This is a genomic window from Pseudomonas sp. NFACC25, assembly GCF_900100935.1.
Classification (GTDB): Bacteria; Pseudomonadota; Gammaproteobacteria; order Pseudomonadales; family Pseudomonadaceae; genus Aquipseudomonas; species Aquipseudomonas marginalis.
The window spans coordinates 1-26,220 of sequence record NZ_FMUC01000005.1 but is presented as its reverse complement, the minus strand read 5'-3'; the positions used below and the strand labels follow the sequence as shown (position 1 = coordinate 26,220).

Annotated in this window: 27 protein-coding genes; 14 read left to right on the top strand and 13 right to left on the bottom strand. The window is 62.9% G+C overall.

All coding sequences use genetic code 11. The features are described from left to right. Positions 1-323: 323 nt before the first annotated feature. The 4 genes from BLQ09_RS13465 to BLQ09_RS13450 are packed head-to-tail and all read right to left on the bottom strand — an operon-like array spanning position 324 to position 3,378. On the bottom strand, positions 324-1,679 hold the full coding sequence (locus BLQ09_RS13465) for a 4Fe-4S binding protein (RefSeq protein WP_092357298.1): 1,356 nt from the start codon (positions 1,677-1,679) through the stop codon (positions 324-326). Further along, entirely contained in the window at positions 1,676-2,515 is an 840-nt protein-coding gene (locus BLQ09_RS13460; protein WP_092357295.1) for an FTR1 family iron permease, read from the bottom strand. The genes BLQ09_RS13465 and BLQ09_RS13460 overlap by 4 nt, the downstream gene beginning before the upstream one ends. A 9-nt stretch (positions 2,516-2,524) precedes the next feature. Continuing rightward, positions 2,525-2,848 (bottom strand): cupredoxin domain-containing protein, encoded by a 324-nt coding sequence (locus BLQ09_RS13455; protein ID WP_092357293.1) that lies wholly within the window; start codon positions 2,846-2,848, stop codon positions 2,525-2,527. Continuing rightward, a complete protein-coding gene (locus BLQ09_RS13450) occupies positions 2,848-3,378 on the bottom strand; it encodes an iron transporter (protein WP_092357291.1) in 531 nt (176 codons plus the stop codon). Before BLQ09_RS13450 ends, BLQ09_RS13455 begins: the two co-directional genes overlap by 1 nt. Positions 3,379-3,557: 179 nt before the next feature. Here BLQ09_RS13450 and BLQ09_RS13445 point away from each other — a divergent pair, with 179 nt between their 5' ends. Then, positions 3,558-3,767 (top strand): DUF3079 domain-containing protein, encoded by a 210-nt coding sequence (locus BLQ09_RS13445; protein WP_027607161.1) that lies wholly within the window; start codon positions 3,558-3,560, stop codon positions 3,765-3,767. Here the strand turns inward: BLQ09_RS13445 and BLQ09_RS13440 are convergent. Further along, on the bottom strand, positions 3,756-4,034 hold the full coding sequence (locus BLQ09_RS13440) for a hypothetical protein (RefSeq protein ID WP_092357289.1): 279 nt from the start codon (positions 4,032-4,034) through the stop codon (positions 3,756-3,758). The two genes, BLQ09_RS13445 and BLQ09_RS13440, sit on opposite strands and share 12 nt — an antisense overlap. A 68-nt stretch (positions 4,035-4,102) precedes the next feature. Next, the gene (locus BLQ09_RS13435; protein ID WP_092357287.1) at positions 4,103-4,579 is read right to left on the bottom strand and encodes a hemerythrin domain-containing protein; all 477 of its coding nucleotides are present in this window, start codon (positions 4,577-4,579) and stop codon (positions 4,103-4,105) included. Between the two features lie 256 nt (positions 4,580-4,835). Here BLQ09_RS13435 and BLQ09_RS13430 point away from each other — a divergent pair, with 256 nt between their 5' ends. Beyond that, a complete protein-coding gene (locus tag BLQ09_RS13430) occupies positions 4,836-5,042 on the top strand; it encodes a PLD nuclease N-terminal domain-containing protein (RefSeq protein ID WP_027607158.1) in 207 nt (68 codons plus the stop codon). 62 nt (positions 5,043-5,104) lie between these two features. On the opposite strand, the gene BLQ09_RS13425 is transcribed toward BLQ09_RS13430, so the two are convergent. Then, on the bottom strand, positions 5,105-5,665 hold the full coding sequence (locus BLQ09_RS13425; protein WP_092357285.1) for a type 1 glutamine amidotransferase domain-containing protein: 561 nt from the start codon (positions 5,663-5,665) through the stop codon (positions 5,105-5,107). Positions 5,666-5,961: 296 nt separating this feature from the next. Here BLQ09_RS13425 and BLQ09_RS13420 point away from each other — a divergent pair, with 296 nt between their 5' ends. Then, the gene (locus BLQ09_RS13420) at positions 5,962-6,396 is read left to right on the top strand and encodes a hypothetical protein (protein ID WP_027607156.1); all 435 of its coding nucleotides are present in this window, start codon (positions 5,962-5,964) and stop codon (positions 6,394-6,396) included. Between the two features lie 168 nt (positions 6,397-6,564). On the opposite strand, the gene BLQ09_RS31270 is transcribed toward BLQ09_RS13420, so the two are convergent. Further along, a complete protein-coding gene (locus BLQ09_RS31270) occupies positions 6,565-6,720 on the bottom strand; it encodes a hypothetical protein (RefSeq protein WP_175472311.1) in 156 nt (51 codons plus the stop codon). A gap of 14 nt (positions 6,721-6,734) precedes the next feature. Next, a complete protein-coding gene (locus tag BLQ09_RS13415) occupies positions 6,735-7,520 on the bottom strand; it encodes a DeoR/GlpR family DNA-binding transcription regulator (protein ID WP_092357283.1) in 786 nt (261 codons plus the stop codon). A gap of 121 nt (positions 7,521-7,641) precedes the next feature. Between BLQ09_RS13415 and BLQ09_RS13410 the strand changes: the two genes are divergently transcribed. Then, positions 7,642-8,799, top strand: a complete 1,158-nt coding sequence (locus tag BLQ09_RS13410; protein ID WP_092357281.1) for an alpha-hydroxy acid oxidase — start codon at positions 7,642-7,644, stop codon at positions 8,797-8,799. Between the two features lie 195 nt (positions 8,800-8,994). Here the strand turns inward: BLQ09_RS13410 and BLQ09_RS13405 are convergent, their stop codons facing one another. After that, positions 8,995-9,921 (bottom strand): alpha/beta hydrolase, encoded by a 927-nt coding sequence (locus tag BLQ09_RS13405; protein ID WP_027607153.1) that lies wholly within the window; start codon positions 9,919-9,921, stop codon positions 8,995-8,997. 164 nt (positions 9,922-10,085) lie between these two features. Between BLQ09_RS13405 and BLQ09_RS13400 the strand changes: the two genes are divergently transcribed. The 5 genes from BLQ09_RS13400 (at position 10,086) to BLQ09_RS13380 (ending at position 14,948) form a co-directional block, all read left to right on the top strand. Further along, complete coding sequence (locus BLQ09_RS13400) at positions 10,086-10,673, top strand: NUDIX domain-containing protein (protein WP_027607152.1); 588 nt, start codon at positions 10,086-10,088, stop codon at positions 10,671-10,673. Between the two features lie 106 nt (positions 10,674-10,779). Then, positions 10,780-11,370 carry an antibiotic biosynthesis monooxygenase gene (locus BLQ09_RS13395; RefSeq protein WP_027607151.1) on the top strand — a complete coding sequence of 197 codons (591 nt, stop codon included), beginning with the start codon at positions 10,780-10,782 and terminating at the stop codon, positions 11,368-11,370. Continuing rightward, positions 11,367-13,205 (top strand): amidohydrolase, encoded by a 1,839-nt coding sequence (locus tag BLQ09_RS13390; RefSeq protein WP_027607150.1) that lies wholly within the window; start codon positions 11,367-11,369, stop codon positions 13,203-13,205. The genes BLQ09_RS13395 and BLQ09_RS13390 overlap by 4 nt, the downstream gene beginning before the upstream one ends. A 27-nt stretch (positions 13,206-13,232) precedes the next feature. After that, positions 13,233-13,850, top strand: coding sequence for an isochorismate family cysteine hydrolase YcaC (ycaC, locus tag BLQ09_RS13385; protein ID WP_027607149.1), 618 nt, complete (start codon positions 13,233-13,235; stop codon positions 13,848-13,850). A 216-nt stretch (positions 13,851-14,066) separates the two neighbouring features. Next, positions 14,067-14,948 carry a LysR family transcriptional regulator gene (locus tag BLQ09_RS13380; RefSeq protein ID WP_092357279.1) on the top strand — a complete coding sequence of 294 codons (882 nt, stop codon included), beginning with the start codon at positions 14,067-14,069 and terminating at the stop codon, positions 14,946-14,948. Here BLQ09_RS13380 and BLQ09_RS13375 read toward each other — a convergent pair. Together BLQ09_RS13375 and BLQ09_RS13370 are read right to left on the bottom strand one after the other, a co-directional pair. Beyond that, positions 14,935-15,972 carry an AraC family transcriptional regulator gene (locus BLQ09_RS13375; protein WP_027607147.1) on the bottom strand — a complete coding sequence of 346 codons (1,038 nt, stop codon included), beginning with the start codon at positions 15,970-15,972 and terminating at the stop codon, positions 14,935-14,937. The genes BLQ09_RS13380 and BLQ09_RS13375 overlap by 14 nt on opposite strands. 1 nt (position 15,973) lies before the next feature. Continuing rightward, entirely contained in the window at positions 15,974-16,888 is a 915-nt protein-coding gene (locus BLQ09_RS13370) for a GGDEF domain-containing protein (RefSeq protein WP_065941920.1), read from the bottom strand. A gap of 450 nt (positions 16,889-17,338) precedes the next feature. Here BLQ09_RS13370 and BLQ09_RS13365 point away from each other — a divergent pair, with 450 nt between their 5' ends. From BLQ09_RS13365 to BLQ09_RS13345, 5 genes are read left to right on the top strand one after another with little or no spacing between them, the layout of a single operon-like run. Next, positions 17,339-19,852 (top strand): TonB-dependent receptor, encoded by a 2,514-nt coding sequence (locus tag BLQ09_RS13365; protein WP_092357277.1) that lies wholly within the window; start codon positions 17,339-17,341, stop codon positions 19,850-19,852. Between the two features lie 46 nt (positions 19,853-19,898). Continuing rightward, positions 19,899-21,764: a phytase gene (locus tag BLQ09_RS13360; protein WP_092357275.1), complete on the top strand. Its 1,866-nt coding sequence runs from the start codon at positions 19,899-19,901 to the stop codon at positions 21,762-21,764. A gap of 47 nt (positions 21,765-21,811) precedes the next feature. After that, entirely contained in the window at positions 21,812-22,504 is a 693-nt protein-coding gene (gene tolQ / locus BLQ09_RS13355) for a protein TolQ (protein ID WP_092357273.1), read from the top strand. Between the two features lie 14 nt (positions 22,505-22,518). Next, the gene (gene tolR, locus BLQ09_RS13350; RefSeq protein ID WP_027607142.1) at positions 22,519-22,965 is read left to right on the top strand and encodes a protein TolR; all 447 of its coding nucleotides are present in this window, start codon (positions 22,519-22,521) and stop codon (positions 22,963-22,965) included. Beyond that, on the top strand, positions 22,962-23,729 hold the full coding sequence (locus BLQ09_RS13345) for an energy transducer TonB (RefSeq protein ID WP_092357271.1): 768 nt from the start codon (positions 22,962-22,964) through the stop codon (positions 23,727-23,729). The genes tolR and BLQ09_RS13345 overlap by 4 nt, the downstream gene beginning before the upstream one ends. Before the next feature lie 5 nt (positions 23,730-23,734). Here the strand turns inward: BLQ09_RS13345 and BLQ09_RS13340 are convergent, their stop codons facing one another. Beyond that, on the bottom strand, positions 23,735-25,855 hold the full coding sequence (locus tag BLQ09_RS13340; protein ID WP_092357270.1) for a TonB-dependent receptor: 2,121 nt from the start codon (positions 25,853-25,855) through the stop codon (positions 23,735-23,737). Between the last annotated feature and the right edge of the window lie 365 nt (positions 25,856-26,220).

Genomic DNA, 26,220 nt, shown 5'->3' with positions numbered 1-26,220 from the left:
CATATCCGTTGCTGCGGTCACGGCCACTTAGGGTTCCGCTCTTACAGCGGGTCACTTTTGGAAGAGCGCCAAAAGTAACCAAAAACGCTTCGCCCCAACACTCGGCACCTCGCCTAGGCTCGGTGTGCCCTCACTCCGGCTTTGGCCAGCGTGTTTGACGGGGCGATTTGAGATCAAAAGCCAAAGCGCGGCGGCCTTAGAGCCGACCGGAGTTGTGTCTGGTGTACTGGGTTAACCCCGATAGCGGTGAGTCAGTCAACCCAAGTATCACTGACCCACCCTCATCGGGGGCAAGCCCCCTCCCACATTTGGATCGGTGTGCATCAGCCAGCCCATCCCCAGAACTGCAACCACCAGCCATAGCCCACCAGGCCGTTGCTCAGCAGTACGCACAACCACCCGAGGCAACGGCGCCGGGTTCCAAGCCCCTGGAGCTGTCGCCACCCCAACCACAAGCACCAGCCAATCGCCGCGCTCAACACCAGTGCGCGCGCCGGTTGCACCCACGCCAATGCCAACCCTTCATAGCGCAACAACTTCACCGTCGTCGCCGACAGCCCCAGGAACAGCCCTGCACCACCCAGGGGCGTGAGTGTCAGCGCCAGGGGCCGAAACAGTGCGCGATCGCCGGCCACAGACGCGGCCAGGCGCAGCAGCAGCCAGCAGCCACCGCCGAGCAGCAGTGCGCTGCCAGCCAGGTACAGCAGGATGCACAGGCCATCGAGCCAGCTGAAGCTGTCGTTGAGTGGCGGGTAGTGGGTGAGCAGCCACCAGGGCGCGTTGTCTTGCAACGGCCACAGCCAGTCGCGGCTCACCAGCCATTCGGCGAGTGTCTGTTTCAGCGCGATAAACCACGGGCTCAAGGTCCATTGGAACGCGCCCATGGCCAGGCCGATCACGCCAAACAGCAGCAGGCGCGCATCCCACGGCGAGCCGGGTTGACGCGGCGCCTGGAGAATTTCCTGATTGCAGGAGCGGGCGATCAGTTGCACCGCGCCGCGTTGCCCGCTGCAACGGCCACAGGCGTGGCAGTCGCTGGCGCCCTGCAGGCGGCGGATGTCCAGGAGTGGCGCGCAGTTGGGCAGCGGCAGGCGCGGGGCGTCGTTGGCTTTCCAGCGCTGTTCATCCACGGCGAAATGCACCGGCGCCAGGCGGGCGAGCAGGGCGAACACGCCGCTGACCGGGCACAGATAACGGCACCACACGCGCTTGCCGCGCACGAACAACAGGCCGACCAGCACCGCCGCCAACGTCGAGCCGCCGAGGATCAGCAATGCTGCCTGGGCGTAGTCGTACACGCTGATCAACTGGCCGTAGAGCGTGGTGAGGCAAAAGCCCAGGGTCGGCCAGCCGCCCCAACGCAGCCAGCGCGGTATGCCGAGGCCACGCCCGTGCTGGCTGGCCCACTCGCTCAACGAACCCTCCGGGCACAGCACGCCGCACCACAGGCGCCCGAACAGCACCATCGACAGCAACACGAACGGCCACCAGATCCCCCAGAAGATAAATTGCGCCAGCAGTGTCAGGTTGTTCACCATGCGCGCCTGGCTATCCGGCAACGGCAGCGCGGCGGGCAGTACCAGCAGCACGGCATACGCCAGCACAACCGCCCATTGCATGACACGGATCAGCCGGGCATGGCGGCGCATGCCATCGCCCAGTTGCTGCAGCCAGCTCATGCCGCGCGCCGTGAGCGACGCAGGCCGTTGCCCACCCATAGCCAGTAGCCGAGCAGCACCAGGACGGTGATAAGGCTGGGGGCCGCGCGGTAGCCGGCAAAGTCGGCCAGCAGTGCGCCGAGGCCATGGCTGTCACTGAGCAGTGCACTGCTGTCCCAGCGGCTGTCACCGAAGGCGGCGTAGACCCACTCGGGCATGTCCATGCCCAGCAGTTGCCCGCTGATACGGTCCACGGCCGCGACCAGCAAGGCCCCGCCAAGCAGCAACAGCAGCACCTCGCTGAGGGCGAAAAACAGTGACCAGGAGATAAAGCGCCGACTGCCGCGCAACAGCAGCACGGTGAGCCCCGCCAGTGCCAGGCCGAGCACACTGCCGACGGCGAACAGGCCTTGCGCCTCATCGTGCAGGCGTGCACCGGCGCCATACAAAAACACCACGGTTTCACTGCCTTCGCGGCTCACCGCCAGCAGCGCCAGTAACAACACGCCCCAGCCGCCCTGGCGCGCCAGGCGCGCGTCGGCCTCGCGTACCAGGCTGTGTTTGAGCGTGGCCGCGTTGCGGTGCATCCAGAACACCATCTGCACCATCAAGCCGCTGGCCAACAGGGTCAGCGCCGCTTGCAGCCACTCGCCCTGTGGGCCGGTCATGGCGTCGCCGGCCCACAGCATCAAACCGGCCAGCCCGGCCGAACACAGCAACCCCAGCAGCACCCCGGACCAGAGGAAGCGGGCCAGTTGCGCATGGCCGGCCTGGCGGCTGATCCAGGCCTGCAGGATACCGATCACCAGCAGGGCCTCGACGCTTTCACGCCAGACAATAAACATCGATTGATTCATCAACGGCTCCTATTGGGCGAGGATGCTGCCTTCGGGCAACTGTGGGTTGAACTCGTCGAAGAACGGGTACAACCCCGGCTTGAGCGGGTGGATCACCACAAAGGTGGTCACCCCCGCAGACAACACCTTCTCGACCCGCAACGGCGTGCTTTCGAATTCGGCCGGGCCTTGGCCGATGTTCTTGAGCACGATCTTGAAACGCTCATCGGCCTTGACCACCAGTTGTGGCGGGTCGAAGTGACCGTCCTGCAGGCTCAACTCATAGGTGGGCAACGGCGCCGCCACTGCCGCGCCGCTTAGCAGCAGGCCGCCCAGCAAGAGGGCGCGGCGCATCAATAGCCGCCTTTTTTGCCGATGCCGGCGTAGACGAATTCATAGTGCACTTCGCAGCGTTCGAACCACGGGGCGACCCCGGTTTCCTTGTCGGTATGACGGCCCAGGGAGTGGTGGCCGGCAGGCGGCAATACGCTGAAGGTGAGGGTGTATTTGCCCGGGCCTTGCAGCTTGACGTTATCGCCGTAGTGCGGCCCGTCGTTGGCGACCATGGCGTGGAAGTCGCCGCTGATGGGGGTGTCGCTGCCTGTTTTCTTCAGGGTGAAAGACAGATTGAGGTAGGGCACGAAACTGCCTTCCTGAAACCCTTGGACGTTGTCCGCCGTGGCGCGTACGTCGGCTTCCAGGTGCACATCGGAATCGGCCGTGGCGCGCATCATGCCGGCGGGTGCCATCTCGATCGGTTGCAGGTACACCGCGCCGATTTCCAGGCCGGGACAGTGTTGCGGTTCGCCGATGGGGTACTCCTTGGCAGCTGCCACGGAGGTGCTCAGCAGCAGGGCAAGGCACAGCAAAGAAGGGGTACGCATGGAGGCTTCCTGAGGGGTGTGGAGAGAGAACCCGAGTCTAGGAAGGTCAGCAGTAAATAATAATGATTCTTGTCAAGTTCCGAGGATATTTCATCTTGGCCAGGCTTGATGCCGGTCAAGGTTGTACAGGCTGTATGGGGGTAGGTTGCAGGGAGTGTTCGTCGCCAGGGAGTCGACTCATGGCCAAGCCTTTCCCGCTGCACCCCAAGCATCCCGAACGTATCTGTTGGGGCTGTGACCGCTACTGCGCGGCCGCCGACCTGGCGTGCGGCAATGGCGCCGACCGCACCATGCACCCGGCCGAGATGCTCGGGGATGACTGGTACGAGCATGGCGACTGGGGGCTGGCGCCCGAGCCGCCGGTGGCGGATGAGCCCTCAGCTGCCTGAGCGGGGTTTTTCCTTGCCGTCTTTAGGGGTGTCAGCCGGCCTGGCGGGTTTGCTCGGCGGTTTGGCGGTGTCCTTGGTTTTTTTGTCGCTGTCCGAGGGGCTGCTGGGGTAAGTCCCCGGTGGCAGGGCGGAGCCGGCGGCGCTGTCGCCACTCAAGGCGTTGGCGGCAGGTTCCGGGTTATCGCCAAAGGCGGCGAGGGCGGGGCCGGCGAGCAGGGCCGACAGGCCGACGATAAGCACAATCCGTTGGGACGATCTGGTCTTCATGACGCTATCCCCTATCGTGTGGATGTATCAGGAGCCTGGATGAATTCCAGGCTCCGGTCCTGCCTCGATCAAGCCGCCATCGGCTTGCTCGATTGCGACTTTTTATGCGCCGCTTTCATGGCTTCCATTTCGGCGCCCAACTCTTCAAGCAATGCCTTGCCCAGCAGCTTTTTGGCCTGGGGGAACATCTCGGTTTCCTCTTCTTCGATATGGTGCTCGAGCAGTTCCTTGACCACTTTGACGCGGCCGGAAAACTCGGTGGTCGAAGGTTCGGTCTGCTTCAGGTCGGGCAGCACCAGGGCGTCAACGGTGCGGTGCTCTTCCTTGGCCTCGTGGTACATGATGTCCTGTTCCTTGCCGCCGGCCTTTCTTAACGCCGGGTAGAGGATTTCTTCTTCCAGCCTGGTGTGCAGGCTGATTTCCGCTTCCAGCTTGGCCAGCAGCTCGGTGCGCTTTTTCACCCCGCGTTCGGTGGACTCACTCAATTGAGTCAACAGGGCCTTTACGCGTTCGTGGTCGGCTTTGAGCAGGTCAATGGCATTCATCGGTGACACCTCACGGGAAACTCAGGGCGCGTCGATATGCACGCCTCGTCCCGTGCAGTGGTGCATCAGGCGTACCAACTTGAGTGTTTTTAAATTGGCCTTTCAATTCAATTGGTTGAAGAGGATTGCAGAGAGCGCCTGTCGTGCAGGTTGCATGGTCGGCCTGGGACCACGTTGCATTCCACCACCCAGGAAAATTTAAATGAACCCTCGCGGCCGATGCTTGAACTAACGCATACGACCTAGGAGGTGAAGCATGGAAATTCAATATATCTGGATTGCGTTGGCGGTGATTCTGCTGCTGTTGGAATTGTGGGCGATCAATATCGTATTGCGCAGCACCAGTGGCTGGGAGACCAAGGGCTTATGGCTGGTGATCCTGATCTTCGTACCGCTGGTGGGCTTGATTGCATGGGCCATGTTCGGACCCAAGCGGGAGATGCCGGAACAGCGTAAAAGCTGAGTGGCAGGGGTAACGCAAAACAGGCGCCGAAAGGCGCCTGTTTTGCGTTCAACGTTGGCGGTTCAACCAGCGACAGCCTGGGCAATCGCCTCGTTGAAAGCAGGCAGATCGTCCGGTGTACGCGAGGTGATCAAGGTCCAGCCATTGGCCTGGCATTGCTTGACTGCGGTATCGACCCACCCGGCCGCGCCAGCGTTTTCCAGGTCGATGCGCACGCTTTTGTACGAGGTCAGGGTCTTGCCCTTGATCACGCCGGCGTCGATCAGCGTCCATGGGCCGTGGCAGATCGCCGCGATGGTTTTACCGGCGTCGGCGAAGTCCTTGATCAGGCGCAGCGCCGCCGCGTCCTGGCGCAGGGTATCGGCATTGACGGTACCGCCAGGGATCACAAGGGCGTCAAAGTCGCTGCTGGCCACGTCCGACAGCTGCACGTCGGATTCCACGGTTTTGTCCTTCTCGGTGTCGCCGACAAAGGTCTGGGTGGAGCCGCCTTTGCTGGACGCGTGGGTCACCGTGGCGCCATGGCCGCGCAGTGCTTCCAGGGGCTTGAGCAGTTCGTCGCGTTCGATGCCGGTGTTGGAGGTGATGACCAGAATCTTCTTGCCGTTAAGGTGTGAGCTCATGATCGAGTGTCTCCTGAGGGGGGATGATTGAAGAGGCGATATGGGAGAGTGGATCGAGTCCGGGCGGCAAAGGTTTAAATTAATTTGCGCTTTTTTCGTGGGCGGTTGGTGCGGGCAATTTCCTTGAACTATCGAAACTCACCGGCCTCTGCTGCATAAGTGCCCGGCGCTTTCGCGGGCCTTCAACTGCCAGGAGATTTCACTGTGACCGCCACCTCGATCAAGGACACCGAACGCCAGGCCGACGCCATCAACGAACGGGCGGATGATGCCGAGCGCAAGCTGGGGCACTGAGCATGGCCAAGGCTATTTCAGCGGCTGAACTGGGCATCGATCTCAAGCCTGGGGATGACGCCAGCCTGTTCAAGTGGCTTGTCGCCAGCTTCCTGATGGGCAAGCGCATCCAGGCACCGATTGCGGCCCAGGCCTACAAGGTGATCGTTGAAGAAGAGGGGCGCGATACGGCGCGCAAGCTGCAACATTGCACCTCCAAGGAATTGGTGGCGATGTTGGGGCGTGCCCACTACGTGCGGTACGACGAAAGCACCGCACAGCGCCTGCTGGACCTGAGTGCCAAGCTGAACGCCGAATACGCCGGCAAGATCAGCCATATCCGCAGTGCCAGCGAAAACCGCCAGGCGTTCGAACAGCGCCTGGGTGAATTTGACGGCGTGGGGCCCAAGACCATCGAGATTTTCATGCGCGATGCGGCCAAGGTGCTGTCGTGGTGAGCGGGCTTGTTGTGGCTAGTGAGCTTGTTGTGGTGAGCAAGCTTTTTTTGTAGTGAGCAGGCTTTTTGTGGTGAGCGGGCTTGCCCCGCGCTGGGCTGCGAAGCGGCCCTAAAACCAGTCACCGCGTTCAGGCAGGCAGGATAATGGCGGTGGCCTTATGAGGGGCCGCTACGCGCCCCAGCGCGGGGCAAGCCCGCTCACCACAGCAAGCCCGCTCACCACAAAAAGCCTGCTCACCACAACAAGCCCGCTCACCATAAAAAAAAGCTTGCCCACCACAAAAAGTCCGCGGGCCACAACAAAGCCTGCCAGCCACACCGCCATTTGATGCCCTGTACCTACTCGACCTCCACCCGCAACACCTCCAACCCTAACTGCTCATACGCCTCCACACTCGGCACATGCCACTCGGTGATCAACGTGTGAATACGGTTGCATGGCGCCACCACAAACGGTTCCACCGCACCCAGTTTGTCGGCCATGGTCACCGCGACCACATGGGAGGCGCTGTCGAGCAGGGCCTGCTTGACCGCGACTTCATCAAAGTGCAGCGAGCTGATGCCCACTTGCGGATGCAGTGCGCACACTCCGGTAAACAGCAGGTCGGCCTTGATGCCCTGGATCAGGCGCACCGCCTCGTGACCGCTGGTAGACAAGGTGGCCGGGTTGAGCTGGCCGCCGGCAAGTATCACCTTCACATCGCGGTGGTCGGCCAGGGCGATGGCGATCATCGGTGACGGCGTGACCACCGTGAGGCGGATCGAGTGCGGCAATGATTGGGCGATCTGCAAGGTGGTGGAGCCGGAATCGAACAGCACGATCTGGCCGTCTTGCACCTGGTCGGCGGCGAGTTGCGCGAGTTGACGCTTGGCTTCATTGATCTCGCCGACACGGGTGAAGAAGTCCTTGCCGGTGTCCTTGGGCCGGGGCAGGGCGCCACCGTGCACGCGCTGCAACAGACCGGCGGCGGCGAGTTCGCCGAGGTCGCGGCGGATGGTGTCCTGGGACACGGCGAAGTGCTCCACCAGCTCCGAGGCCGTGACTTTGCCGTCGCGTTCCAGCAGTAACAGGATCTTTTGTTTGCGCAGGGAAGGCAGGTCGATGGCGTGATGGGTGTTGTGCATGTTTGTGCGCTTTTTTGCGGGTTTGTGCGAGATTAATCTGCAGTCGATATAAACGCAATGGCTGGTTGCCCACCCGTGGGGCGGTTACTCTCTGCGCTCAGTTCAGGGAGAGGTGACCTAGATGTCGTTGATTACAACCATCGAAGATTTACGCAAGCTGGCGCAAAAGCGGGTGCCACGGATGTTCTACGATTACGCCGATTCCGGGTCCTGGACTGAAAGCACCTACCGCGCCAATGAAAGCGATTTTGCCCGGATCAAATTCCGCCAGCGCGTGGCGCGCAATATCGATGAACGTTCGATCCGCGCCACCATGCTCGGCCAGGACATGGCCATGCCCGTTGCCTTGGCCCCCACCGGTCTGGCGGGCATGCAGCATGCCGATGGCGAGATTCTTACCGCCCGGGCCGCCGCCGCGTTTGGCCTGCGCTATACCTTGTCGACCATGAGTATCTGCTCGTTGGAGGACATCGCCGAACAGGTCGGCAAGCCGTTCTGGTTCCAGCTGTATGTGATGCGCGACCGTGGCTTTGTCGAGCAATTGATCGAACGTGCCAAGGCGGCCGGCGTGGACGCACTGGTGCTGACCCTGGACCTGCAGATCCTCGGGCAGCGTCACAAGGATTTGATCAACGGCTTGTCGGCACCGCCCAGGTTGACCTTGCCGAACCTCCTCAACATGGCCACCAGGCCGCGCTGGGTGATGGGCATGCTCGGTACCCGGCGGCGTGGCTTCGGCAATATCGTCGGGCATGTGAAGGGCGTCGCGGACATGCGGTCGCTGTCGTCGTGGACCGCCCAGCAATTCGACCCGCGCCTGAGCTGGGACGATGTGGAATGGATCAAGCAGTGCTGGGGCGGCAAGCTGATCATCAAGGGCATCCTCGATGTGGAAGACGCGCGCCTGGCCGCCAATTCCGGTGCCGATGCACTGGTGGTGAGCAACCACGGTGGCCGCCAGTTGGATGGTGCGCCGTCGAGCATCAGCCAGTTGCCGGCGATTGTCGACGCGGTGGGCGAACGCATTGAGGTGTGGCTCGATGGCGGCATTCGCTCCGGCCAGGACGTGCTCAAGGCGATGGCACTCGGCGCCAAGGGCACCATGATCGGTCGCCCGCATTTGTATGGTCTGGGCGCGATGGGCGAAGCAGGGGTGACCAAGGCACTCGAGATCATCGCCCGTGAATTGGACGTGTCGATGGCGCTGTGTGGCTATAACGATATACGCGATGTGAATCGCGAGATTCTGCTGCCGGGTACATTTCCAGAAACCGTTTAATCAGCAAAAAAATCGTAAAAAAATAAAAAGAGTTGTCCACGAAAACCGTGGGTATCTCTGTGGATAACTTTGCGAACGCCCGGCAGGGTTGGCGATTTAACCAAAGGTTAATATTTGATCAACTGCCGGCGAGGGCCAGTATGGGCAGGGTTTGCGCTTGACAGCCCAGCGCGAACCCAGTGCCGAAAAACGGATTTATGACTCGTTGTCACGGCCGGTTGTGTGGGTGACAACCTGGGCGGGCATCTTCGCTTGCATCAGGTTGTCGAGTGCCTGGCGATAGCTGCGACCGGCCAGGCTCATGCTGTTGTTGTGGCTGGCACCCGGCACCAACAAGAGGCGCTTGGGTTGCCGGGCCGCTTCAAATAGTTGCTCGCTGAAACGGGGCGGCACATAGCGATCATCCAGGCCATGCACCACCAGCAATGGCATATGGATATCGGCGATCTTGTCGATGGAGTCGAACTTCTGCGACAGCAACCAACGCACCGGCAGCGAGGTGTTGGCCACCGCCGTGGCCACATCGGCCAGGGAGGTGAAGGTGGACTCGATCACCAGCCCACGTACCGGCAGTGGCGTTTGCTTGCCCAGTTCGGCGGCCAGGTCGATGGCTACCGCGCCGCCGAGGGAGTGCCCGTAGATCAGGCGCTTGCCGGGGTCCGGCTGCAGCACCTGGAAGCGTTCCCAGGCGATGCGCGCGTCTTCGTAGACCGTGGTTTCCGAGGGCAGCTCGCCGTGGCTCTGGCCAAAACCGCGATAGTCGATGGCCAGCACCGAGTAACCCAGGGCGTGCAACTGCTCGATGCGAAACAGCTGCCCGGTGAGGTTCCAGCGTACGCCATGCAGGTAGAGGATCGCCGGTGCGTCCTTGTTGGCTGCCGGGTACCACCAGCCATGAATGTTCTGCCCCGATTTGAAACTGGCGGGCTTGAGCTCGAATTCCTGCACCGCCTTGGGCAAGCCGCTGTACCAACTGGCGGTGCCGGGTTCGATGCGAAACACCAGCTCGCGCTCCTTGTGTTGCAGCACCGCGCAGCCCACGGGCAGGCCGACGATCAACAGTGCCATGCACAGCAGGGGAAACCAGCGCAGGCTCAGGCGCGATAGAAAACGAGAGGGCATGGAGATTCCTGGGCAAAGGTGAAGCTGGGGTTTTACCAGATGGCCTGCACAGGCAGGTATAAATTCGACGGCCGCGCAGGGGGATTGCTTGCAAAGTGTTACAGCATTTGACGCCATTGATGTCGGCGCGACATGCTCGTGCTCTTTTGAGCAAAGGCCTGACCATGGACAACAGCCCCGTTCGTATCACCGCCGAAGAGACCCTCTCGGACAACTGGTACCTGCTGAAAAAATACAGCTTCGACCTGCGTCGCCGCGACGGCAGTTGGCAAGCCCAGACCCGCGAGGTGTATGACCGCGGCAATGGCGCGACCATCCTGCTGTACAACCGCGAGCAACGCACGGTGTTGCTGATTCGCCAGTTCCGCATGCCCACCTTCGTCAATGACTACCACGGCTATCTGATTGAAGCGGCGGCGGGGCTGCTGGACAACGCCAGCCCCGAAGAGCGCATTCGCCTGGAGGCCGAGGAAGAGACCGGCTACCGCGTCGGCCATGTAGAGAAGATCTATGCGGCGTTCATGAGCCCGGGGTCGGTCACTGAGCGGATTCACTTTTTTCTCGGCGAGTACCAGCCGGGGGACCGGGTCGGCCATGGCGGCGGCCTGGAAGAGGAGGGCGAGGACATCGAGGTGCTGGAGCTGGGTTTCGAGCAGGCACTGGCCATGGTGCAGAGCGGCGAGATCGCCGACGGCAAGACCATCATGCTGTTGCAGCACCTGGAGTTGCGCATGTTGAAAGAAGGCTGGTGAGCCCTTTCCAGCGCTCCCCCTTAAACAGCACGTACATGCAATTTTCCTGACGCTGTCCTCGGCAAACTCCCCTCATCGCTGATATTTCAAGGCAGAGGGGCATCCCATGGACCCAGCACCACAGACAGGGCCCGACGAAGTCGTCACCCTGGTCGTCAAACACCTGATCAAGGCCGGCCGCGAAGCCGACTACGAAGCCTGGCTGCGCCGCACCGTGCGCATCGCCGGCGAGCGTCCCGGCCACCTCGGTGTGGATGTGGTGCGCAGCAAACAGAACGGCCTGACGCTGTTCACCTGCGTATTGCGCTACCGCTCCACCGACGACCTGGAAACCTGGCTCAATTCCCCCGAGCGCAACACCCTGATCGCCGAAGCCACGCCGATGCTGGCCGACGGCGACAAGACCGAAATCGGTGCGCTCAACGAGTTCTGGTTCACGCCCCTGGCCGACAGCGCCGCCAAGCCGCCGCGCTGGAAGCAGGCGGTGGTGACCCTGTGCGTGATCCTGCCGCTGACCCTGCTGGTGCCGATCGTGTGGGCCCCGATCCTCGGCCTGCACCCGTTCCTCTCCAACTACGTGGTCGCGACCTTCCTGGTCACCGTGACCATCGTCCTGCTGGTGGTCTACCTGCTGATGCCGGCCGCCACCCGCCTGTTCGCTCCCTGGCTTGAAGCCTCTGTAAAGGAAACCCTATGAACGCCGATCTGATTCTGTTCAATGGCCAGTTCCACACCGTGGACCGGGAAAACCCGCGGGCAACCGCCGTTGCCATCCGCGAGGGGCGCTTCGTTGCCGTCGGCACCGATGGCGAGGCCATGGCCCTGCGTGGCAGCGGCACCCAGGTCATCGACCTCAAGGGCCGCACCGTGATCCCCGGTCTCAATGACTCGCACCTGCACCTGATCCGTGGCGGGCTGAACTACAACCTCGAGCTGCGCTGGGAAGGCGTGCCGTCCCTGGCCGATGCCCTGCGCATGCTCAAGGAGCAGGCCGACCGTACCCCGACGCCGCAATGGGTGCGGGTGGTCGGTGGCTGGAACGAATTCCAGTTCGCCGAAAAACGCATGCCGACCCTGGAAGAACTCAACCAGGCCGCACCGGACACCCCGGTGTTCGTGCTGCACCTGTATGACCGTGCCTTGCTCAACCGCGCCGCCTTGCGCGTGGCCGGCTACACCAAGGACACGCCGAACCCGCCGGGCGGCGAGATCGTGCGCGACAGCCACGGCAACCCCACCGGCATGCTGGTGGCGCGACCCAACGCGATGATCCTCTACTCGACCCTGGCCAAAGGCCCGAAACTGCCGCTGGAATACCAGGTCAACTCCACCCGCCAGTTCATGCGTGAACTCAATCGCCTCGGCCTGACCAGCGCCATCGATGCCGGCGGTGGTTTCCAGAACTACCCCGATGACTACGCGGTGATCGAGCAACTGGCCAAGGATGAGCAACTGACGGTACGCATCGCCTACAACCTGTTCACCCAGAAGCCCAAGGAAGAACTCAGCGACTTCAAGAACTGGACCGGCAGCGTCACCCTGCACCAGGGCGATGACTACCTGCGCCACAACGGCGCCGGTGAAATGCTGGTGTTCTCGGCGGCGGACTTCGAAGACTTCCTCGAACCCCGTCCCGACCTGCCGCTGACCATGGAGCAGGAGCTGGAACCGGTGGTGCGTCACCTGGTGGAGCAGCGCTGGCCGTTCCGCCTGCATGCCACCTATGACGAGTCCATCTCGCGCATGCTTGACGTGTTCGAGAAGGTCAACCGCGACATCCCGTTCAATGGCTTGCCGTGGTTCTTCGACCATGCCGAAACCATCACGCCGAAGAATATCGAGCGGGTCCGCGCCCTCGGTGGCGGTATCGCGATCCAGGACCGCATGGCGTTCCAGGGCGAATACTTTGTCGAGCGCTACGGTGCTAAGGCCGCCGAAGCCACGCCACCGATCAAGCGCATGCTGGCCGAAGGCGTGCCGGTGGGGGCGGGCACCGATGCCACGCGAGTCTCGAGCTACAACCCGTGGACTTCGCTGTACTGGATGGTCAGCGGCCGCACCGTCGGTGGCCTGGAGCTGCACGCCGAAGGCCTGCCGCGCCTGACCGCGCTGGAGCTGTTCACCCATGGCAGCGCCTGGTTCTCGTCCGAGCAGGGCAAGAAAGGCCAGATCAAGGTCGGCCAACTGGCGGACGTGGCGGCGCTGTCGGCGGACTTTTTCAGCGTCGATGAAGAAGCCATCAAGTGGATCGAATCGGTGCTCACCGTGGTTGGCGGCAAGGTGGTCTACGGCGCCGGCGACTTCGAAGACTTTGCACCGCCACGCGTACCGGTGCTGCCGGACTGGTCGCCGGTGGTCAAGGTGCCGGGGCACTGGCGCCCGAGTTCGCCTGTGCAGGCTCAAGTACACCAATGCAGCGGCCCGTGCGGCGTGCATTCCCACAGCCACGAAAAGGCGCGCCTTTCCAGCGTGCCGGTCAGCGACTTCCAGGGTTTCTGGGGGGCGTTTGGCTGCTCGTGCTTTGCGTTCTGATACCTAAACCCACAAAGGAGTTAACCCATGACTTACAAGCGCTTGAACAAAGATGACGCCGTGGTGCTGTTGGTGGATCACCAGACCGGCCTGATCTCCCTGGTGCAGGATTTCTCCCCCAACGAATTCAAGAACAACGTACTGGCCCTGGCCGATGTGGCGAAGTTCTTCAACCTGCCGACCATCCTGACCACCAGTTTTGAAGGCGGTCCCAACGGCCCACTGGTGCCGGAACTCAAGGCACTGTTCCCGGACGCGCCGTACATCGCCCGTCCTGGCCAGATCAACGCCTGGGACAACGAAGATTTCGTCAAGGCGGTCAAGGCCACCGGCCGCAAGCAGATCATCATTGCCGGTGTGGTGACGGACGTGTGCGTAGCGTTCCCGACCCTGTGCGCCCTCGACGAAGGCTTCGAGGTGTTCGTGGTCACCGACGCCTCCGGCACCTTCAACGAAACTGTGCAACAAGCCGCCTGGGCCCGTATGACCGCCGCCGGTGCGCAACTGGTGAACTGGTTCGCCGTGGCCTGCGAGCTGCAAGTGGACTGGCGCAACGACATGGAAGGCCTGGCCAACCTGCTGTCGCCGCGCATCCCCAACTACCGCAACCTGATGAACAGCTACTCGGCGTTTACGGCCAAGTAACCGGTTTTCAAGCCTGTCGGTAATCCCCTGTGGGAGGGGGCTTGCTGTGGTGAGGGGGCTTGTCCCCCGATGGGTTCACTGAGGAATCCGGTGGGGCTGCTTCGCAGACCAGCGCGGGACAAGCCCGCTCACCACAGCAAGCCCCCTCCCACATTTGATTTGTGGTGTGGCGACCATCCAGTTATAAAACAGCCCATCGTCTACCGAGAAGCGACAATGAACCCCTTCGAAGACATGCGCCTGTTCTGCCAGGTCATGGAATCCGGCAGCTTCACCGCCGCCGCCGAACAATTGGGCCTGTCCAAGCAATTCGTCAGCCGCCGCCTGATCCAGCTGGAAGATCGCCTTGGCGTGCGCCTGCTCAACCGCTCCACGCGCCGCCTGGATGTCACGCCCCTGGGCCAGAGTTACTACGAGTCCGCCTTGCGCCTGCTCGGTGAGGTCGAGCAAGTGGAGCAGGGCATCGCCGGCCAGAACAGTGAACCGCGCGGCACCATTCGCCTGAGTGCGCCGTTGTCGTTCGCCATGGCGCACCTGGGTTGCCTGTTGCCGTTGTTCCTGCAGCGCCATCCCCAGGTGTCGGTGGAAGTTGACCTCAGCGACCGCCCGGTGGACCTCATCGGTGAGGGCTACGACCTGGTGCTGCGCATCGGCACCCTGGAAGATTCCACCCTCATCGCTCGGCGTATCGCCAGCATCGAGCGCGTGTATTGCGCCAGCCCCGAGTACCTGGCACTGCGCGGTACGCCGCTTAAACCCGAAGACCTCGCCGAACACGACTGCCTGCCCTACGGCCATGGCCGCCAGGTGCAATGGCGCTTCAAAGGCAAGCTGCAAGCACTGAATGTCACCGGCCGTATGCGCGTGAATAACGGCGAGTTGCTGCGCGATACCGCCGTCGCCGGCCTGGGCGTCACCTACCTGCCGACCTTCATCGTCGGCGACGCGTTGAAGGACGGCCGGCTGGTCACGCTCCTCGATGATTTTGCCCCCGAAGCCCTGACCCTGTCGGCGGTGTACCCCCAGCACCGGCAAAGCTCACGGCCGGTGCAGGCGCTGGTGGCGTTTCTGCGCGAACGCCTGGCTAGCGGCTGTTGAACAGCTGGCGGATCAGGTTCGGCGTGCTGCCGGTCCAGCGCTTGAATGAGCGCCGGAAGTTCGCCGCATCGTTGAAATTCAGGTACGCCGCCACCTCATCATTGCTGTAGCCCTTGACCTGGTAAAGGTGCAACGCCACCTGCTTGCGCACCCGGTCCACCTGCTGTTGAAAACCGGTGTCGTGCTTGTGCAGCTTGCGCTTGAGGGTCGCCGGGCTCATGGCGAAGGCCTGGGCCGCCTGTTCCAGGCTGGGCGGCTGGCGCACCTGGTCGCGCAGGTACTCGTAGAGGCAGTCGAGAAAGCTGCCGGCAAAGCCCAGCTGCTCGATCTGCTCGCGGGCTTGGCGGCGCGCCACCTGGCCGGCCGTGGCCGAGGCGCCCGGCCAGGTGCGGGTGAGGTATTCGCGCGGGATCGTCATCATGTCCAGCGGGCGCTCGAAGCGCGTGTCTTCGCCCAGGTGCACCCAGTACTGCTCGATATAACGCGGTTCGGCATGGCTGAAACTGCACGCCCACGGCAGGCGCTCGCCGCTGAGCCATTGGCTCATGGCAACCAGCGAGGTCATGCTGGCTTCCAGCAGGAAACGCCAGTGCTCGCCGGCGCCGCAACTGTCCAGCCAGTACAGGTAGGCGTGGTGCTCATCCAGCTCCAGTTGCAGGCTGGCCAACGGGCTGAGCAGCACCTGTTGCTGGATCAGGATCTCCAGGGCCTGGTGCAGGTTCTGCGCATGGCCAAGGGCGTGGCTGGCGGCACCGTAATAGCCCGGTAGCAGGCGCTGGCCAAACAGGAAACTGCTGTCGTCGGCGTCCAGTAACTTGCGGCTGTTGCCGATCAAGCCGAAAAACTGCTGCGGGCTCAAGTGCGCGGTGCCGGCCAGGATGTCCTCGTGAAACAGCCCGGTGCCGCGCAGCAGGCGATGGCTGTCGATGTCCCGGGACAAGGCCAGGTCGATCAGCGTGGCGGGTTGGTAATGCCCTGGAATGAAGCGGCTGTCGGCTTCATACCAGCTGGTTTTGACGGCCATCTCAGGCACTTTTCGCAAGGGGTTGCTTGGCCCTGGCCAAGGCCAGGTTCAGGCGCTTGAGCAAATCCTGGGGCGGTTCTTCAAGGGCCATGACCACGGCGGTGGTCGCCGCCAGTTGCAGGCGTTCGCCCTGTTGCCGGGTCTTGTGGGCCAGGCCGCGCACCGCTTGCTGCAACTCCAGCGCCAGCTCCTTGGCCTGGCGTTCGCCGGTGTTGGGCAGCAGCACCACAAAACGGTCGCCGGCCAGGCGGCACACCAGGTCCTGGCGGCGCAGGTTGAGCAGCAGCAAATGGCTGAGGGCCTGCAACACCGCGTCGCCTTCGGCATGCCCGTAGGCCTGGTTGATGGCGGCGAAGTTGTCCAGGTCCAGGGCCAGCAGCGACAGCGGTTGTTGCTGCTCGCGGCTGTCCTGCAGGCTGTCGGCCAGCTGGCGCTTGAGGTAGTCGGCGCCGGCCAGCGGCGTGAGTTTGTCGAACAGTCGATGTTCACGGAACAAGCGCTCGCGCTTTTCCATCTGTGCGCTGATCGCCAGTTGTTCGCGGTGCCAGTGGTAGATGCCGATGGTCAGCAGGATCATGCCCACCGGCATCGGCCCGGACTCGAGCCAATGGTCCCAGGTGATGCTGTCGGGCAGGCGGATAAATTCGTCGAGGCTGTCGATCCACCAGGAGAAAAAGATGCACGACAGGCCCAGCGCCAGGTAATTGGTGACGCGCCCGGCGGGGCGGCTCTTGAGCACCAGGCCCAGCCATACCAGGGCGAGCAGGGCGGAACCGCCTTCGCCGAAGATATCCAGCCACACCCATTCGCTGACGCTTTTCAACTCGCCGCAGGCCAGGTGCAGGATCAGCCCGAGGTTGGCCGCGATCAGCAGCAACGAGAGTTTCCAGCGGTGGGGCTTGAGCACGGAAAACATGGCCGCAGGTCCTTGGGCAAATGAGTGGTGGGCGCCAGCACAGCAGATGGATGTGACCGTTGGATGACGGTGGAGGAGGGTCGAATCAGCTCAGCTCAAACACACTGGCGATCAAAAAATGTGGGAGGAGCTTGCTGTGGTGAGCAGGCTTGATGTGGTGAGCAGGCTAGCTGTGGTGAGCGGGCTTGCCCCGCGCTGGTCTGCGAAGCAGGCCCCCCGTATCCTCAGTGAACCCGTCGGGGGACAAGCCCCTCACCACAGCAAGCCCCCTCCCACATTCGATCTACTGAGGTCATTTCAGCTCATTTCAAACCGGAAATCGGCTAAACCCCCCGGTTTATGGGCCTGCCACAGACCTACTGTCACAGAACCGTCATCCCCCACCCCTAGCGTGCCCTCCCAGTTGCCGGGCCCCTTGCCTGGCGCCAACGGATTCTTGGGGAGGATTGCATGTACAAGCGCACCGGGCTCGTCAGCTTTACGCTTACCGCCTTGGCCCTGGCGATGGCCAGTGAACGGTTGAGCGCCGCCGAAGCGAGCGCCACCGAGCACGTCGAGGTGGTCGGCCAGGCGGCCGCCATCGACCAGGCGCTCAAGGAGCAACGCAGCGCCGACAGCATCAAGAGCGTGGTGCATGCCGACGGCGTGGCCCAGTTGCCGGATCAGAACGTCGCCGAAGCGGCGCAGCGCCTGCCGGGCATCAGTGTGGAGCGCGACCAGGGCGAAGGGCGTTTTGTCAGCGTGCGCGGCCTGGGCCCGGACCTCAACAGCGTGACCATCAACGGCACCCTGGTGCCCGCCCCGGAAAGCGCGCGCCGCGCCGTGGCCCTCGATGTGCTGCCCTCGGAACTGGTGCAGTCGCTGTCGGTGATCAAGACCCTCACCCCGGACATGGACGCCAATTCCCTCGGCGGCACCGTCGATGTGCAAAGCCTCTCGGCCTTCGACCATAAAGGTTTGTTCTACACCGGCAGCAGCGAAGCCAGCTACGACAAGAACACCCGCCAGACCAGCCCGAAATTCTCCGGCGCCGCCAGTAACCGTTTCAGCCTCGGCGACGGCATTGACAACTTCGGCGTCGCCGCAGCGCTGAGTTGGCAGAAACGCGACTTCGGTTCGGACAACGTCGAAACCGGCGGTGCCTGGGACTTCACCGACGGCGCCCGGCTCAACGAGTTCGAACAGCGCGACTACGACATCAGCCGCGAGCGTGCCGGCGGTGGCCTGAACTTCGACTACAAGCCCGACGACCTCAGCAGCTACTACCTGCGCACCCTCTACAGCCGCTACACCGACACCGAAACCCGCAACTCCACCAGCATCGAGTTTGCCGACCCCCAGGCCCCGGGCCAACTGGGGGATGCCGAGGGCAAGCGCAAGCTGAAAAACCGTGAGGAAACCCAGGAAATCCAATCCTATGTATTCGGCGGCGAACGCATGCTCGGCCTGTGGACCTTAAGCGGCCAGGCCGGCTACAGCCAATCCAGCGAAGACAGCCCGGCGCATATCGCCGGCGCCACCTTCGACGGCGGCGACTTTGCCAACAGCGGTTTCTACGACAAGGACAAACCCCGCCCGATCATCGGCAGCGGCTTCTACGACGCCAGCAACTTCAGCCTCGACAAGGTCGACTGGGAAAAACAGAACACCCAGGACACCGAGAAAAACCTGCGCCTGGACCTGGCCCGCGACTATGACCTGAGCGGCTATGCGTCCCAGGTCAAGTTCGGTGGCAAGGTCAGCCGCCGCAACAAGGACAACGACCTGGAAGCCTGGGTCTACGAAGACTTCGACACCCTCGGTTTCAGCGCCGACCAACTCAACCTCAGCCGGTTCCAGAAGGGCAGCGTCGACTATCGCCTGGGCAACTACGGCCCCGGCATCAGCCCCGGTGCGATCAAGCAGCTGATCGGCAGCCTCAACCCGGCGGATTTCTATGACGAGACCGAGTCGCGGGTCAACGACTTCACCATCCGCGAGGACATCAACGCCGGCTACCTGATGAACACCCTCGACATCGATGACTGGCGCTTTATCGCCGGCCTGCGCTACGAGGGCACCGAGTTCGAAGCCAAGGGCACCGGCGCCACCGATGGCGTGTTCACCCCCACCGAGACCAAGCGCCGCTATCACCATTGGTTGCCGGGCCTGCATGCGCGCTACAAGATCGACAAGAACACCCAGGTGCGCGCAGCCTGGACCAAGTCGGTGGTGCGCCCGACGTTCGGCCAGCTGGCGCCGGGTTTTGTGATCGACGATGACGAAGCCACCTTCGGCAACCCGGACCTCAAGCCCCTGGAATCGAGCAACCTTGACCTGGGTATCGAGCACTTCATGGGCCGCGCCGGGACCGTATCGGCATTCGTGTTCTACAAGGACATCAAGAACTTCGTCTACAACACCGACCTCGCCGGCACCGGCGCCTGGACCAATTTCTCCGAGGCCCACACCTACGCCAACGGCGACAGCGCCAAGCTCTACGGCCTGGAACTGGCCTACTCACAGAAGTTCGACTGGCTGCCCGCACCGTGGAACGGTTTGCTGATCGGCGCCAACAGCACCTTCAGCCGCTCCAGCGCCGATATCGAAGGCTTCGACGCCGCCAGCGGCACGAATCGCAAGCGCAACATCAGCCTGCCCAACCAGTCGGACACCGTCGGCAACCTGATGCTCGGCTGGGAGGACGACAAGCTCAGCCTGCGCCTGTCGGCCAACTACAAGTCGGCCTACCTGTATGAACTGGCCTCGATCAACGACAAGGCCCACGACCTGCACGTCGACGCGCAGACCTTCGTCGACTTCAGCGCACGCTACTCGCTGACCAAGAACCTGCAAGTCAGCTTCGAAGCCCAGAACCTCACCGATGAGTCGTACTTCGTCTACACCGGCCACCGCAGCTACAACGGCCAATACGAAGAGTACGGCCCCACCTACAAAGTGGGCCTGACCTTCACCCATTTTTGAATTCAACACATTTGATCTCCATTGTTTTTGAAGGATTTGCTTGTCCATGAGAATTTCCAAGCTGTACCTGCTGATTGCCCTGGTCACCAGCGGCCATGCGTTCGCCGCCGACCTGGCGCTGACCCCGTGGGCACCCAGCCTGAAGGCCGAAGCCGTGGGCTTCCTGCCCAACACCACCGAGCGCCTGGCCGCCAGCACCCGCGACGGCCTGCAACTGCTCGACAGCCAGGGCGCCGAGCTGGCGCGTTTCAAGGGTAACTTCAGCAGCCTCGACACCCGCGCCGCAGGGGCCCAGGTGCTGGTCGCCAGCCTCGACAACGAGCGCCAGCAGGCGTTGCTGATCAGCCTGGACAGCGCCGGCAAAAGCTGGGGCAAACCGCTGTACCTGCCGACCCGCGACTACCCGGTAAATGGCCTGTGCCTGTACCGCGATGCAGCGGCCAACCTGTTTGTGTTCCTGGTGGGCGAAGAGGGCAAGGGCGAGCAATGGCTGGTGGGCAACGGCTCGACGCTGCTCACCGACCCGCAGCGTGTACGGGGTCTGCCGCTGCCGCCGTCGGCGCAGTTCTGCCAGGTGGACGATGCCACCCAGCAGTTGCTGGTGAATGAAGAGAATGTCGGCTGGTGGGCCTACCCGGCGCACCCGGAAGCCGAGGTGAAACGCACGCCGGTGGCGCTGTTCGACACTCCCAGGCGCGAAGCCGGGGCCATGGCGCTGGTACCCGGTGGCCTGGTTGCGCTGGACCCGAAGACCGCCCGGTTACACCTGTTCCAGCACACCGGCGAGCGCTGGGTGGAGCAATCGAGCCTGGGCCTGCCGGGTCTGAAAGAGCCGGAGCAATTGGCGCTCAATGGCCGCCAGTTGCTGGTGCGCGATGATGACAGCGGCACGCTCTACCAGGCCAGGCTCGACTGGCAGGCCACGCCCGTCGCGGCGGTGCCGGTGTTGCCGGAAGTCGCGGCCTTGCGCCAGAGCGACCCGGTCGGCCGCCAGGGCGACGCGGCGGATGACCCGGCGATCTGGATTCACCCGCAAACCCCGGCCAACAGCCGTGTGCTTGGCACCAACAAGAAACAGGGCCTGCTCGCCTACGACCTCGACGGCAAGCTGTTGCAGGAACTGGCGGTGGGCCGCCTGAATAACGTCGATGTACGCCCCAACTTCAAGCTTGGCGCGCAAACGGTGGACCTGGCGGTGGCGAGCAATCGTGATCACAACAGCCTGAGCCTGTTCAGCATCGACCGCCAGAGCGGCGAGCTGCGTGAGGCCGGTGAAGTGCCCACGCCGCTCAAGGAAATCTATGGCATCTGCCTGTTCCAGCCCGCCAGCGGCGAGATCTACGCGATTGCCAACGGCAAGGACGGCACCTTCCTGCAATACCGCCTCAGTGCGCCGGACGGCCGTGTACACGGCGAGCTGGTGCGCCAGTTCAAGGTCGACAGCCAACCCGAAGGCTGTGTGGCCGACGACCAGCGCCAGCGCCTGTTTATCGGTGAGGAAGACGTCGGCGTGTGGGCGGTGGATGCGCGCGCCGATCAACCGGCGACGTTGACCAGCGTGATCAAGGTCGGCGCGCAATTGCATGCGGATGTCGAGGGCCTGGCGCTGTACCAAAGCGATAAACATGACTACCTGGTGATCTCCAGCCAAGGTAATGACAGCTACCTGGTGGTGGATGCCGAACCGCCGTTTGCCGTGCACGGCGGCTTCCGCGTCGGCTTGAACGCCGCCGCCGGTATCGACGGTGCGTCGGAAACCGATGGCCTGGAAGTCACCGCCATCAACCTCGGCGGGCCATGGAGCCAAGGCATGCTGGTGGTGCAGGACGGGCGCAAGCGCATGCCTGAGCAGACCCAGAACTTCAAGTTCGTGCCCTGGGCCGAGGTCACCCGCGCATTGAAATTGCCGTGAACCGTCATCAACCGGTCATCACTTTTTAATCGAATGGGAGATTCACTATGCACGCGACGATGGAACATATGACGATCTGGGGTTTGATCAGCGACGCCAGCCTGTTGGTCAAGGCTGTCATGCTCACCTTGCTGTTGGCGTCCTTGCTCAGCTGGTACCTGATTATCCAGCGCGGCAGTGTGCTGCGCCGCCTGGAGCGGCAGTTGAATACGTTTGTGCAGCGCTTTCGCGCCGCGCCGGATCTGCAGGCACTGTCCCGTGAGGTCCAGCAGGCGGGCGAGGGCGGCATTGCGCCGATCTTTATCGCCGGGGTCCAGGAATACCAGCACCTGCACAGCCATGACCCGGCGGTGCTCGAAGGCGTGGAGCGGGCCTTGCAGGTGGCGATCACCGAGCAGGAAATCGAACTGGAAAAGGGCCTGCAATTTCTCGCGACCGTGGGTTCGGTCAGCCCGTACATCGGCCTGTTCGGCACGGTGTGGGGCATCATGAATTCCTTTATCGGCTTGTCCCAGGTGCAACAGGCGACGTTGTCCACCGTAGCGCCGGGCATCGCCGAAGCCTTGATCGCCACGGCCATTGGCCTGTTTGCGGCGATCCCGGCGGTGATCGCCTATAACCGCTTCGCGGCGCGCGGCCAGACCCTGCTCACCCGTTACTACGCGTTTGGCAACGAGCTGCAGGTACGCCTGCACCGCACCCTGCGCGGTACGTCGATCAACCTGGCCGTCGCCGCCTGAAAGGAGCAACTCCCATGTTAGTCAGGCCGCAACGCAAGCACGGGCCCAAGGCCGAGATGAACGTGGTGCCGTATATCGACGTGATGCTGGTGCTGCTGGTGATCTTCATGGTCACCGCGCCGATGCTGACCCAGGGCGTGAAGATCGACCTGCCCAAAGTCGCCGCCGAGGCGTTGGCCACCGACACCCGCCAGCAGATCCTCACGCTGTCGGTAAAGGCCGACGGCGGCTACTACTGGAACCTCGGCGGCGAACTCGATACCCAGCACCAGACCGACAGCGCCGTGAGCCTGGATGAAATGGGCGCCAAGGTCATGCAGGTGGTGGCGGCGCGCAGCGACACCCAGGTCTATATCCGCGCCGACGACAACGCCGGTTACGGCCGTGTGGTCGCGGCCATGGCGGTGTTGCAGAAGGGTGGAGTCAGTAACCTGGGGCTGGTGACCGAGGCCCCGCAATGACGGCGATGATCATGCACAGTCCCACCCTGACGATGGCGCCCCGGGAGGCTTCCGGGTTTTGGAGAAACAGCCTCGCCGCCAGCCTGGCGGTGGCCCTGCACGTCGGCGTGCTGGCCGCGTTGATGCTGGGCTGGTCGACGGAGAAGCCCGTGGTGGATGCCCCTCGGGTGATGCACACGCAGTTGGTCATGCTGCCACCGGCGCCAGCGCCCGAGCCTGAACCGGTGGTGGCTGCCCCCGCACCGCCGGAACCGGTGGTGATACCGGTGCCGGCAAAGCCCGTGGTCGATCCACAGGTCCAGGCGCAGAAACTCGAGAAAGCCGCCCTGGCGCGTAAACGCGTCGAAGACAAGAAAATCGAGCAGCAGCAGGAACGCCTGGCCAGCGAACAACGCAACCGCGAGCTGGAACAACAACGCCTCGATCAGCAACGCCTGGCCGCTGAAAAAGCCCGGGCAGCCACCCCCGCGCCAGCCCCGGCGCCGGCCTTCGACAGCCGCCAATACCAACCCCTGAGCAAGGAGGCACCGGACTATCCCGAGCGCGCCCTGGACAAGAACATCGAGGGCGACTGCACCTTGGAGTACAGCGTCAACACGCAAGGCCGCGTGGAAAATCCCAAGGTGCTGGACGGCTGCCACCCGTTGTTTATCCGGCCTTCACTGGCGGCGGCGAACACCTTTCGCTACCAGCCGAGGATCGTTGACGGCAAGGCCGTGGCCGTACCGGCGGTGCGCAATACCTTCCACTACCGCATCAAGTAACGCACTCAGAGGTCATAGCGCACCGACAGCAACAGCGTGCGCGGATCGTTGACCGAGTAATAACGGGCGCCGCTGGACGGCACATAGCCCACCGATTGCGGGTAAGCGCGGTCCAGCAGGTTTTTCACCGCCAGGGTGGTGGTCCAGTGGCCGTCGCCGCTGATGTAGCGAGTGTTGGCGTTCCAGAAGGTTTGCTGCGGCACTTCCTGGATGTCGTCGTTCAGCGCGTTGGCGTAGGACTTGGTCTGGAACTGCGCATCCGTGCCCGCCAGCCAGGTGCCCGGCAGGCCTGCGGGAATGGTGTAGTTCAGGCCGACACTGGCGTTCCAGCGCGGCGAGAACACCAGTTGCTTGCCATTGGCATCGACCCCGGCACCGCTGGCGTTCTGGAAGTCGTCGTACTGGCTCTCCAGGTAGCCGAGGTTGGCGCTCAGTTGCAGGTCGCGGCTCAGGGCGGTGAGGGTTTCCAACTCGACACCGTAGGTGTGGGCCTGGCCGACGTTGGTGCGCAGGCTCACCCCCAGCGCCGGGTCGTAGGCGTTGGTCTGCAGGTCTTTGTAGTCGTTGTAGAACAGCGCGACGTTGGCCCGCAGGCGCTGGTCGAAGAAGTCGCCCTTGAAGCCGGTTTCCCAGGTGGTCACGTCTTCCGGCGAAAACGCCTGCTCGGCGGCGGCGCGGGTCGGCGCACGGTTGTCGTATCCGCCGGCCTTGAAGCCCTTGGCGACGTAGGCGTACTGGTTGAGGTGCGGCGTCCAGGCATATTCGAAGCCGATTTTCGGGCTGGTGGACTGCCAGGATTTGCTCGACTCGGCCGCGAAGTTGGTGCCGGTAATCTGCCGGTCGGTATTGATCGCGTAATTGGTGAACTCGAAATTCTTGTGTTCGCGGGTAAAGCGCAGGCCGGCGATCAGCGATAGCTGCGGGGTGATCTTGTAGGTGCCCTGGCCATACAGCGCGTAGCTTTCGGTGTTGGTGGTGCTGTACTGGCCCTGGCCGATCACCTGGTTGCGTGCGATGGAGTAGGTGAGGTTGTCGCGGTCGGCATCGAAGCGTTCGCGGTACAGGTACAGGCCGGTGCTGAAGCTGAAGTCGTCATAGTCACCGTTGAGCTGGAATTCCTGGGTGGCGTAGTTTTGCTTGTAGAGGATCAGGTTGTTCTGGATCAGCGCGGCCTGCCCCGAGTTGTCGTAGTCCACCGGCTGGTTGAAGGACGACCAGGCAGTGACCGATTTGACATTCAAGTGATCGTTGATCGCATAGATCGCGCGCAACACCGAGCTGCCCTGGTCAAGGCGGTTTTTCGGGTCGAGGCTGCTGTAGCTCTTGAACTTGTCGAAACGGCCGTTGGCGTCGAACGGCGAGTAGCTGGTGGTGTCGCCACGGTCAAAGGTGCCGGCCAGGGTCAACTGCACATCCCAAGGTGAATCCTCCGGCTTGTAGCGCAGCTTGCCGCGATAGGACTGGATATCGACGTTGTTCACATCCTTGCCCCGGGTCGGGTTGGACACCGTGCCGTCGCGGCTCAGGCGGATCGCCGAAAAGCTGCCGAACAACGCGTTGTCCACCAGCGGGCCGCTGATCAGGAAACGGCCGTTCTGCGCATTGTAGTTGCCGGCACCGAGCTCGACGAAACCACGGGTTTCCTGGTTGGGGTCGCGGGTGATCACGCGGATCGCCCCGGCGCTGCTGTTGCGCCCGTACAGGGTGCCCTGGGGGCCGCGCAGCACTTCGACGCGCTCGACGTCATTGAAGTCGAGCATCGAGGAAATCGCCCGTGGGATGTACAAGTCGTCGGCGTACACCGCCACGGCGGCTTCCTGGATCGGGTCGGTTTCACCGATGCCGCGAATGCCATAGGTCTGGGCGCTGTAGGAGATCGACTGGCGGCTGAGTGTCAGGTTCGGCACCTGGCCCGACAGATCGCGCACGCTGCGGATCTGCTTGTCGTCGAGGCTCTTCTCGTCGAAGGCGGAAATCGCCAGCGGGGTTTTCTGCAAGTCTTCACTGCGGTGCTCGGCCGTGACATTGACCACCGGCAGCGCGGCGTCATCGGCGTGGGCGTACGCGCCGAACAGGGCGAGGGAGACAGCAAGGGTGAGGCGATTGGGCGCGGCGATGTGGCTCATGGTAGGTCCCTGAGAAAGTGGTGGTTCAGGCAAGGCCTCCACCTGGTCAGGGGTCGGTGCTGGACATAACAATATGGATAGGAAAGACGTTCGTAAAAGTCTGTTTTGTTATATGCTCATTATTAAAGATATGCAGTTAATTTTTATTTATGATGCGTATATCTGATGATATTCTCGCCTGGCCGCATAACCAGATGTGGGGCTTGCCCCCGTGGCGGCCTTCGGGCCGACCATGTCGTTGGCTTTGACCGAGTACATATCCGTTGCTGCGGTAACGGCGGCTTAGGGTTCCGCCCTTACGGCGGGTCACTTTGGAAAAGCCCCAAAGTAACCAAAGGGCTCTTGCCCCAACACTCGGCACCTCG